This is a genomic window from Methanomethylovorans sp., from assembly GCF_050177135.1.
In the GTDB taxonomy this organism is placed as follows: Archaea; Halobacteriota; Methanosarcinia; order Methanosarcinales; family Methanosarcinaceae; genus Methanomethylovorans.
In genome coordinates this window covers 1-10,720 of record NZ_JBFXHJ010000077.1, presented here as the reverse complement: position 1 = coordinate 10,720, position 10,720 = coordinate 1, and the positions used below count along the sequence as shown (strand labels likewise).

Here is a 10,720-nt window from a genome sequence, read left to right as displayed (position 1 = left end):
CATACCATCGGTCTTAAGACCGTTGACACAAAAGATAACATCAATCCCGAGGCAGTTAGCAATGAAGCAACTACATCATCTATAATTCCTGAGATCACCAGTGTTTCAGAAACAGCGATCACTACAGATTCAATTATACTGGGATGGGAGACTTCTACCGATACCGCGAGAGTACAAATATTCAGGAATAATGTACTAATTACAGATGTGAACGGATCAACATCCTATGTTGACAGCAACCTGGAAAGTGACACTACTTATAGCTATACTCTGGTCCCATACAACAATGCAGGACTGGAGGGCAATGCAGTAACTATTAACCTCAGAACATCCTCTTCCGATAGTAACGGAGGAGGGAGCAGTGGAAGTAGTTCAAGCAGTAAGAGCAGTAGCAGCGGTGGAGGAGGCGGTGGTGCCGGCTCTGTCGAGGATTATTTGAACGTTGCTGTGAAAGACGTTGATCGTCAATATCTGGCAATGGATTCCAATGTATTATATGAGTTCAGTCGTGAAGGCAATGATATCCGGTCCATCAGCCTCTACTCCCTCAGGAACTCTGGGGAAATAACATCCACTATAGAGGTGCTCAACGGCAGGTCAAAACTGGTGACAGGTGATCCTGAAGGTTTCGTATACAAATATATCAATGTCTGGGTAGGCAAAGCGGGCTTTGCCACAACATCTAACATTCAGGATGCTAAGATCCAGTTCAAAGTTGACAGCTCCTGGCTCCAAACAATGGACTTAAGCCCGGAAGATGTAAGACTGCAGGTATATAATGAAGACACATGGCAAATGTTGCAGACTACCCCTCAAAGCACCACTTCAACCGATGTGATCTTCGAGGCTCAGACAACAGTTTTCGGACCGTTTGCGATCACTGCTGAAAAGACATATCCTTCTCCTGTAACTGATATCACAGATACAGGGACATATACCCCTGCTACTGGCTCAGAAGATGTTGGTATGGAAGAAACTCCGGCAGAAAGGACCAATATATGGACATTCTTTAAGGCGTTCATCCTGCTCGGGATGGTTGCTGTTGGATACATGTACCTGAAAAAAGATTGAAATTCCTCTGTAAATCCCCTGTACATAAAAGTACAGGTGGATTTATACAGGGTTCGATAATTGCTACTTTTCCTTTTTTGGCCATAGCAGGCAGAATAGGTTTTTGCTGAACATGGACTATAATTAGCCTTATATAATCTGTAGACACCTATAAGCTTCCAAAAACATCAAGGATATATCATGTCTCTTAATTTCAGAGTAGTGCTCGTTGAGCCTTTGTATCAGGGAAATGTGGGCTCTGTCGCAAGGGCGATGAAGAATTTCGGTTTTTCAGATCTCGTACTTGTTAACCCTTGTTCCCTTGAAGGTGAGGCACGTGCAATGTCCTCCCATGCGCGTGATGTACTCGAAGGTGCAACCATCACAAGCAGCATAGAAGATGCTGTTGCAGGTGCCAACCTTCTCATAGGCACCACAGGCATAACAGGCAGTAAATTCGATGAGCATATACGTATCCCGGCACATGTTCCAAGAGAAATGAAAGAACTGCTGGAAGGATACACCGGGACCATTGCACTGCTTTTTGGCAGGGAAGACAAAGGTTTCACAAAAGATGAATTATGTATGATGGACATGATCCTCACCATTCCTACATCCGAAATATATCCGGTGATGAACCTGTCACATGCTGTTGCAGTGATACTGTACGAACTGAGCGATGTACAGGCAGGAGAAACACCACTGGCTGATCCTTTTGATACAAAGCTTTTAATGGAACATTTTTCCCAGGTTCTGGAAAACATTGATTACCCTGCTCACAAAAAGGAAAAGACGGAACTTATGCTTAAGAGAATATTCGGAAGAGCCCGCCTGATCCCCAGAGAAGTGCAAACCTTACGAGGTGTCCTGCGCAGGATACAAAGACATCTGGTATCAGACAAGGAAAATTTATCAGATGTGTACACGAAATATTGATATAAATTAAAAACTATGGTTGCGGGACTAAATCTGCGCAGCCAACTTAGAGAAAGATATGACAGAGATAAAATGGGAAGAGAACTTCAAGGTATTCCTAAAGCAGTATTACTGGGATGATATTCTTCAGCTTGCTAATGAATACCCTGAACAGCGAAGTCTGACAGTTGATTTTTCAAACCTTGAGATCTTCGATAGGGAACTGGCTGCAGAGCTATTAGAGCAGCCTTCCGAAGTGTTGCCATCAGCAGACAAGGCCTTGCAGGAAATAGATCTGCCTATTGATAAGACACTTGATAAGGCAAAGGTCAGATTCGAAAAGATCCCTAATAAGATCCCTATCAGAGACCTGAGAAGCAAGCATCTTATGAAATTCATTGCCATCGAAGGCATGATCCGTAAAGCTACCGAGGTCCGGCCAAAAATAATAAATGCTGCTTTTATGTGCATGCGATGTGAAAATGTCACTTTTGTGCCACAAACAGAGATGAAATTCGTTGAGCCCCTGGAATGCGAGAACGATACTTGCGGTAAGAAGGGACCTTTCAAGATTCTTATGGAGCAATCCTTTTTCGTGGATGCCCAGAAACTGCAGATCCAGGAATCACCCGAAAACCTGAGGGGAGGAACACAGCCACAAAGTCTTGACGTGGATGTGGAAGAAGACCTTGCAGGCATCGTAAAACCCGGGGACAGGATAGTTATCAATGGTGTGCTCCGTTCCCATCAGCGTACCACCCGCGAAGGGAAATCTCCTTTTTATGACCTCGTACTGGATGCGAATTCCATTGAGAATGTGGATAAAGAGTTCGATGAGCTCCAGATAACCCCTGAAGAGGAGGACATAATAAAGGAAATGAGCCAGGACCCTCATATATATGACAAGATCATCAGGTCTATTGCACCCTCCATCTATGGTCTTGAAGAAGTGAAGGAAGCGCTGGCCCTGCAGCTATTTTCCGGTGTCCCGAAACATCTTCCTGACGGATCAAGGGTAAGGGGAGATATCCACATGCTGTTCGTGGGTGACCCGGGCGTGGCAAAAAGCCAGCTGCTTCGCTATATGGTAAAACTTGCACCAAGAGGCGTATTCGCTTCCGGAAAAAGTGCCTCAAGCAGCGGCCTTACTGCAGCTGCAGTTAAGGACGAAATGGGAGATGGCCGCTGGACACTGGAAGCCGGAGCACTGGTTATGGCCGACATGGGTATTGCTGCTGTGGACGAAATGGACAAGATGCGCTCTGAGGACAAGAGCGCACTTCACGAGGCTATGGAGCAGCAGACGATATCCATTGCAAAGGCCGGGATCCTTGCCACCCTGAAATCCCGATGTGCACTTCTTGGTGCTGCTAACCCTAAGTATGGACGTTTTGACAGGTATGAGGGCATAGCCCAGCAGATAAATATGCCTCCGGCGCTTATGTCCAGGTTCGATATGATCTTCGTGCTTCTGGACACGCCGAACGAAGAGAAAGATACACGCATTGCCAGACATATCCTAAAATCCCACTACGCAGGTGAACTTTCCGAACAGCGCAAAAAGATGGCTACAAGTAAGGTTACCCAGGAGCAGGTCGATGAACAGATGGAGATAGTCATTCCGGATATAGATCCTGACCTTATGAGAAAGTATGTGGCATATTCACGCAGGAACATTTTCCCTGTAATGGAAGAGGAAGCACGGGACCATCTGGTGAAGTTCTACATGGATCTGCGTAAAATGGGAGAAGGCAAGGATGCTCCGATACCTGTGACTGCCAGGCAGCTGGAAGCCCTTGTAAGGCTTGCAGAGGCAAGTGCAAGGGTACGCCTTAGCAATGTTGTTAATATGGAGGATGCAAAGCGTACTACAAAAATAGTGTATTCATGCATGAAACAGGTAGGGATCGATCCGTCCACGGGAGCGTTCGACGTCGATATAATTGCATCAGGTACCAGCAAGAGCCAGAGAGATAAGATCAAAGTGCTCAAGGAGATCATCAGGCAGGTGGGGAGCAGGCATCCGGCTGGTAAAGCGCCCCTCGAAGAGATATATGCAGAAGCAGCTATAGAAAGTATTGACAGAGCTCATGCAGAAGAAATGATCGCCAAAATGCGCAGATCCGGCGATCTGATGAAACCTGATCATGATAGTGTGAAGCTTGTGTGAGGAATAATTGATGTATCTGAAGGTCCATAGTTCCGGTGGCAATGTTGTTGTCGCCATATGTGACAGGGATATCCTTGGAAAGACATTAAAGGAAGGGAATCTAACAGTAACAGTTAATGAAGGGTTCTTTTGTGGGGAGATCGTTGATGCAGAGAGTGTTGAAAAAGCTCTAAAGAATGCAACCACAGCTAATCTGTTTGGAGAAAAATGTATCCAGTGTGCTATTAGCTGCGGTGTGGTGAACCCAGAAAGTGTGATCTATATAAATGGTGTGCCGCATGCTCAATTGTTCCGAATATAATAGCACCAGTGTTTATATATAATATTATGAAAAAATGTTGCGAGATACAGTCTAGTTGGAGATAAATGAATGACCGCCGAAGTAGATGGTGTAGGGGTTACTTTACTTGGCCGCGAAGGTCTTATCGATGCAGTGATCCTTAAGCACAATAAGATGTTAGAGAAGTATAATTTTGAATTTGAAGAACTTGATACAAGATTTTCTTCTTATTCCCGGGAAATAGATAACAGTAAAAAGAGACATGAAGAAATGCTCGAACGCATAGATGTGCTCAAAGAAAAGCGCCAGCAACTCTACCACCAGGCAGAGAACATAATGGAAAAGTTAATTGAATCGGGCATGGAACAAAAAGATGTCAATACAATACATGATAGTATAGCAAAGGCAAAATCACTATCCTCTGTAAGTGAAGAAAAGGCAGTTGTCGAGTCAATACTATCAGTTTTAGCTGTGGGAGAACCTTCAGAAAGCAAAGCATCAATACATTCCAAGATAGAAGAAGCTGTTGCATCTCATGAGGAACTCATATCTATAGCCAGCCTGGAAAATTCATTGACAGAAGACCAAAAACTACATGAAGATGAGCTTAGCAAAGCAAAACCAAGACATTCATGGCTGGAAAAAAGGATACAGAGCCATAAAGAAGCTTTAAGATACTGGGAAAGCCTTAAAAACACTGACGGAGAGGTGACAGCAGTATGACCGATACATCATCCATTTCAGAGAAGGACCTGAAGTTAAAGGTCAATGAACTGCGTACCCAGATAACCCATGATGAGAGGGAACTGAGATCCCTGTTCAATGAACTGCGCCTTCATCGCACCAACATGACAGAACTTAAGGAAAAGAGGGATGCCTTGAATGCTCAGGTCAAGGAGATGGTCACAAAGGCCAGGGATCTGAAAGAAAAAAGAGATGCGATAAACACAAAGATATCTGAACTGAAAAATGTTAAAAATGCAAGGATATCCGCAAGCCAGCAGATCTCAGATGAGATCACAAAACTGAAAGCTGAAAGGGATGCCCTGAACCAGGTTTCAAGAGGTACTGTGGATATGATTTCTAAAGCATACGCTGCAGAACTTGATACTTTCCTTAATGCAGATGTTCCTCTGCAACATGAGATAGATGTCTTTGGCAGGCTGCTGCAGCTTGAAGAACGTTTGAAAGCTGCCATGAAAGCAGACGAGGTACACAGGAAGATCCAGGAAACATATGATGCTGCCGTTTCTCAACATGCGGGGTCCGGAGAAAATATTGGATCTAATATAAAAGAACTTGCAGAAATATCACAGCAGTATCATGTGGAAATGATCGATCTATACAAAAAAGTGGATGAGATGCGTAAAGATGCGGATCTCTGTCATGCTCAGATAAAGGAAAAATTTGGGATCACAGAGCCTCTCAGAGCCAAGATAGACCCCCTTAAGCTAAGGATCTCACAACTAAGAGATGAACTCAATGGCTACCTTGAGAAATTGAACGATATCCAGCTTATAAAGGATGAGAAGAAACAACAGGAACAAAGGGTAGTCGCCAAGGAGAAACTGGAAAAGACAGGAAAAATGAGCCTGCAAGATCTAAAACTACTTATGGAGAACGGGGATCTGGAACTGTGACCGGTCCCTTTGCCTCTTAATTACCTTTTTTTCTAAGGATCAGCATCAGGGTGGCAGTAGCCGCTATCAGCGGGAGAGCTATATCAAAACTGAAACCCTCTATACCATTTGATCCTGCAGAAGCATTGTCCTGTGACCCATCTTTTTGCCCTCCATTTTCTTTATCTTCTGGTATGAATGGTGCAGGAAGGGTCCTGTCAATGTACTGGAACACCGGTGAGAAAGCGACCAGTTCTTCGCCATCACCTGCGTATATAGTATCCACTGTTATGTCGAGTATTGTTCCATCGTTCTTCTGATAGGTAAAATGATCGCCCTCTCCAAGAATACTACTTTGCAATAGCTTATTCCCCAATGACAGTTCGAGCCATACACTGTCAGTTTCCTGATTCACACTTTTTACAGTAAAATTATATCCCTGATAAAAATGCCAGGAATCACCTGTAATAAGATATATGCTCGTATCGTTCAAAAGCACATCTTCTACTACCAGAGCCGCGGAAGCAGGTAATACCGCATCTGCAGGCATGCATAGAAGTAGCACCAACAACAGTACGGATAGATATTTTCCTATCCACATGGATAAGTCTCTCATCTAGTACGTGTATACACACATCTACCAGCAATAAGGTTTACCCTTTTCCCATCTTTTGTCCTGACAGAGATAGCTCCTGTATCAGTAATACCTACAGCTTTGCCTTCCACCATCCTCGAAGGGGTCATTATGGTAACTTCCTTGCCAATAGTATCAGATAGATTTATCCACTCACTAAGGATCGCAGAGAACTCCTGTGTTTTGAACTTTATATACTGCTGTTCGAACTCATACAACAATCGTTGTACAAATTCGACCCTGTTGACCTCTGCACCAAGTTCTTTCTGAAGGCTTGTAGCATTTTCCCGGATACCCGGAGGGAACTCGTCCACATTAACATTGGCATTTATGCCGATCCCTATGATAACATAATCTATCTGTTCCATTTCAGCATCCACTTCTGTGAGTATGCCACATACTTTTTTATCGTTGATAAGTACATCATTGGGCCATTTTATACGGGCATCCAATCCAAGAGAACGAATGGTATTTGCTGCTGCAAGTCCTGTCATGAGAGTGAGCCTGGCTGCATGATCAAGAGGAATATTTGGTTTAAGTATCACAGAAAGGTTGATACCTCCTTTGGGTGACTGCCAGTTTCTCCCCAGTCGTCCTCTACCTTTTTTCTGGGATTCGGCGATAACAACTGTACCTTCTTCTGCTTCCTTAGCCATCTCTCTGGCAAAACTGTTAGTTGATTCCAGCTCTGCAAAATAAAAAATATTAGTACCTATCAAAGTGGTATTTAGTCCGTTTTTGATCTCTTCAGGGTAAAGCATATCCGGGACTAGCTTTAACACATAGCCTTTTTTAGGAGATGATTCTATTTCATATCCCCCTTCCTTCAAGGAACTTATATACTTCCAGACCATTGCTCTGGATATACCTAACCTTTCTCCAAGTTCCTCCCCGGAAACTGGTTTTCCATCAGCTTCTTTCAATATCCGCATGATCTCAGCTAAATTATTGCTCACTTTATCCCACCAATTAATATCTCTCTATAGGAGATTCACTCTGTATTATTAGACTGGTTCTTTGCTGCATGGATGTAAGACTCTACAGCTGCAGTCACGGCAGCTACCTTCGTTGGCTTGTTATCAAGTGCAGATGCAAGTGTGGCTCCTTTCTCCGAATCTTCCCTTACCACTCTTTCCACATCTCTGATAATGGAATTATCTTCTATGAAATGGGTAGTAAGATTGCCTTTGCGGAACTGCTCATGCCTTATCACTGCCTTATGGAACGGTATATTAGTTGTGACTCCCACCACTACGTATTCATAAAGCGCCCTGTCCATCCTGTGTATAGCTTCAATACGTGTAGGTGCCCATACACTGAGCTTTGAGATCATTGAATCGTAATATGGGGAAATAGTGTATCCCATATGCACACCGCTGTCCACACGCACACCTGGTCCACCTGAAGAACGGTACCTGCGTATCTTTCCTGGAGATGGTGCAAAATCATTCAACGGATCTTCGGCGTTTATCCTGCATTCTATGGCCCAGCCTCTGAGCGGAATATCTTCCTGGGAATATGCCAATTCCTCACCGGCAGCAATATATAGCTGCTTTTTTGCAAGGTCAAGGCCGGTAATAAGCTCTGTGATAGTATGTTCTACCTGCAGACGCGTGTTCATCTCAAGGAAATAGAACTGCCCCTTTGAATACAGAAACTCCATCGTGCCTGCATTTTCATACCCTATAGACTTTGCTCCTGTTACAGCAGCGCTTCCCATCAGCTCACGCATCTCTTCGGTAATGATAGGAGAAGGAGCTTCTTCTATCAGTTTTTGATGCCTGCGCTGTATGGAGCATTCTCTTTCATTGCAATGTACAGTATTCCCGTATCTGTCAGCAAGTAGCTGGAACTCTATGTGCCTGGGTTCATCCAGGTATTTTTCGATGAAAACGGTTGGATCACCAAATGCAGATCTTGCAACAGATTGGATGGAAACGATAGCATTGGCAAATTCTTCTCTGGAATGCACAATCTTCATACCTATGCCGCCGCCACCAGCAGATGCCTTTATAATTACCGGATAGCCGATGTCTTCTGCGACCTCGGCCGCTTCATCCACATCCGAGATGGCATTTTCAGTGCCCGGAACCACAGGGACACCTGCCTTGCTCATGGTCTTACGGGCCTCGATCTTACTACCCATTTTCTTGATGACATTTCCGGGAGGACCTATGAAGACCACTCCGGCCTTTTCACATTCGGATGCAAATACATGGTTCTCAGAGAGAAAACCATATCCCGGATGGATAGCTTCAGAACCTGTCTTTTCAGCCACATCAAGTATTTTCTCCATATTGAGATAACTCTGACTGGAAGGAGCAGGACCTATAAGATATGCTTCATCAGCGTACTTTGCAAAGAGGGCATTCTTATCAGCTTCGGAATATACGGCAACTGTCCTTACGCCCAGTTCCCTGCAGGCACGCATGGCCCTGATGGCTATTTCACCTCTGTTCGCAATGAGCACTTTGTTGAACATGAGATCTACCTCATTCGATCGCCATCAATACATCCCCGGAGGAAACTGAATCGCCTTCCCCGAAGAAGATCTCCTTTACAGTCCCACTGTGTGGAGCATGGATCGCATTTTCCATTTTCATGGCCTCTATGACACATATAGTGTCACCTTCCTCTACAGAGTCACCTACACTTACCTTGAGAGAAAGTACCATACCCTGCATATGACTTGTCACGGCTCCTCTTACAGATTCTGCTGAAGGTTTCTCGGATCCTTCCGTCACCTTGAAGGAACCATCCACCGGATGGACCTTTACATTGAACACATCCCCATCCACTTCTACCTTGAACTCGGTGGGTATTCCCTGCGTGCTGGAAATAGCACACGGATTTACTTCGGTCTTTATGGGGGTGAGTTCTTCTTCCTTTGATTCGCCCCTCAGGAAAGCCGGTGCTATTGCAGGATATAGAATATAAGTAAGGATATCTTCTTCTTTCTTGACAAGTCCCAGCTTTTCAGCCTGAGCTTTCATCTTCTCATATTCAGGCTCAAGCAGATCAGCAGGGCGGCAGGTGATAGGTTCTTCGTCCTGTATGAGTTTGACCAATATGTCCTCATCTATCTTATGAGGCGGCCTGCCATACAGTCCGCGGGCATAGTCCTTAACTTCCTTTGGGATCACCTTATAACGTTCACCCATGAGCACGTTAAGCACTGCCTGAGTACCCACGATCTGGCTGGTGGGGGTCACAAGCGGAGGATAGCCCAGTTCTGCACGGACCCGGGGCATTTCCTTGAGCACATCCTTGTACTTGTCCAGAGCATTCTGCTCCTTCAACTGGGATACAAGGTTGGAGAGCATGCCACCCGGTATCTGATATACCAGCACATTGGTATCTATCTGCTCTGAAATTGGGCTAAGAACGCACCTCAGCTCATCTTTTATATTCTTGAAATACTCTGCGACCTCTGTAATGAGCTCTATGTCCAGACCAGTGGCACGCTCTGTCTCTTCCAGGGCAGCCACTATGGATTCAGTGGGCGGCTGTGAAGTCCCCCATGCAAGGGGCGATACCGCAGTGTCCAGTATATCGACACCTGCCCGGCATGCTGCCATATAGCTCATGGGTGCCATACCGGACGTACAATGAGAATGCAGATCCACTGGCAGGTTGACCTCTTTCTTGATCGCCTTTACAAGCTCATAGGCCTGATGAGGCGAGATCAGGCCTGCCATATCCTTGATGCACAAAGAATCGCAGTCGTGCTCGGCCAGATCCCTTGCAAGTTCCACGTATTTTTCTACAGTGTGGACCGGACTAATAGTATAACATATAGTACCCTGGACATGTGCCCCCTGCTTTTTAGCTACGGAGATGGCCTTTTCCATATTGCGGATATCGTTGACAGCGTCGAACACCCTGAATATGTCTATACCATTTTCATAGGCCTTTTGAACGAACTTCTCAACGACATCATCCGAGTAATGCCTATAGCCCACGAGGTTCTGCCCACGAAGTAACATCTGAGCATAGGTATTATGCATTTGTTTTTTGAGTGACCTCAGCCTTTCCCATGGATCCTCGTTAAG

General features: G+C 45.0%; 10 protein-coding genes. 6 read left to right on the top strand and 4 right to left on the bottom strand.

The features are described 5' to 3' along the window. The 6 genes from AB7U21_RS07450 to AB7U21_RS07425 all read left to right on the top strand — a co-directional run. The coding region (locus tag AB7U21_RS07450) for a PGF-pre-PGF domain-containing protein (RefSeq protein WP_428388022.1) at positions 1–1,071 on the top strand (1,071 nt) is incomplete at its 5' end. A 180-nt stretch (positions 1,072–1,251) separates the two neighbouring features. Continuing rightward, complete coding sequence (locus tag AB7U21_RS07445) at positions 1,252–1,986, top strand: RNA methyltransferase (RefSeq protein WP_333787242.1); 735 nt, start codon at positions 1,252–1,254, stop codon at positions 1,984–1,986. A gap of 58 nt (positions 1,987–2,044) precedes the next feature. Next, positions 2,045–4,135 carry a minichromosome maintenance protein MCM gene (locus AB7U21_RS07440; protein WP_333787241.1) on the top strand — a complete coding sequence of 697 codons (2,091 nt, stop codon included), beginning with the start codon at positions 2,045–2,047 and terminating at the stop codon, positions 4,133–4,135. Positions 4,136–4,145: 10 nt separating this feature from the next. Next, positions 4,146–4,436 carry a DUF424 domain-containing protein gene (locus AB7U21_RS07435; protein ID WP_333787265.1) on the top strand — a complete coding sequence of 97 codons (291 nt, stop codon included), beginning with the start codon at positions 4,146–4,148 and terminating at the stop codon, positions 4,434–4,436. Positions 4,437–4,505: 69 nt separating this feature from the next. After that, positions 4,506–5,138, top strand: coding sequence for a hypothetical protein (locus AB7U21_RS07430; RefSeq protein WP_428388019.1), 633 nt, complete (start codon positions 4,506–4,508; stop codon positions 5,136–5,138). Then, complete coding sequence (locus tag AB7U21_RS07425) at positions 5,135–6,055, top strand: phosphoserine phosphatase (protein WP_333787239.1); 921 nt, start codon at positions 5,135–5,137, stop codon at positions 6,053–6,055. The genes AB7U21_RS07430 and AB7U21_RS07425 overlap by 4 nt, the downstream gene beginning before the upstream one ends. 16 nt (positions 6,056–6,071) lie before the next feature. On the opposite strand, the gene AB7U21_RS07420 is transcribed toward AB7U21_RS07425, so the two are convergent. From AB7U21_RS07420 to AB7U21_RS07405, 4 genes are all read right to left on the bottom strand, one after another. After that, complete coding sequence (locus tag AB7U21_RS07420; protein ID WP_333787238.1) at positions 6,072–6,635, bottom strand: S-layer protein domain-containing protein; 564 nt, start codon at positions 6,633–6,635, stop codon at positions 6,072–6,074. A gap of 11 nt (positions 6,636–6,646) precedes the next feature. Continuing rightward, entirely contained in the window at positions 6,647–7,624 is a 978-nt protein-coding gene (locus AB7U21_RS07415) for a biotin--[acetyl-CoA-carboxylase] ligase (RefSeq protein WP_333787237.1), read from the bottom strand. A gap of 35 nt (positions 7,625–7,659) precedes the next feature. Beyond that, positions 7,660–9,150 (bottom strand): acetyl-CoA carboxylase biotin carboxylase subunit, encoded by a 1,491-nt coding sequence (locus AB7U21_RS07410; protein WP_333787236.1) that lies wholly within the window; start codon positions 9,148–9,150, stop codon positions 7,660–7,662. 10 nt (positions 9,151–9,160) lie between these two features. Next, on the bottom strand, positions 9,161–10,720 hold a 1,560-nt coding region (locus AB7U21_RS07405), incomplete at its 5' end, for a pyruvate/oxaloacetate carboxyltransferase (protein ID WP_428388016.1).

Coding starts and splice junctions, on each gene's coding strand:
- AB7U21_RS07445 (WP_333787242.1), top strand. CDS start 1,252: ATGTCTCTTAATTTCAGAGTAGTGCTCGTTGAGCCTTTGTATCAGGGA.
- AB7U21_RS07430 (WP_428388019.1), top strand. CDS start 4,506: ATGACCGCCGAAGTAGATGGTGTAGGGGTTACTTTACTTGGCCGCGAA.
- AB7U21_RS07440 (WP_333787241.1), top strand. CDS start 2,045: ATGACAGAGATAAAATGGGAAGAGAACTTCAAGGTATTCCTAAAGCAG.
- AB7U21_RS07425 (WP_333787239.1), top strand. CDS start 5,135: ATGACCGATACATCATCCATTTCAGAGAAGGACCTGAAGTTAAAGGTC.
- AB7U21_RS07410 (WP_333787236.1), bottom strand. CDS start 9,150: ATGTTCAACAAAGTGCTCATTGCGAACAGAGGTGAAATAGCCATCAGG.
- AB7U21_RS07420 (WP_333787238.1), bottom strand. CDS start 6,635: ATGTGGATAGGAAAATATCTATCCGTACTGTTGTTGGTGCTACTTCTA.
- AB7U21_RS07435 (WP_333787265.1), top strand. CDS start 4,146: ATGTATCTGAAGGTCCATAGTTCCGGTGGCAATGTTGTTGTCGCCATA.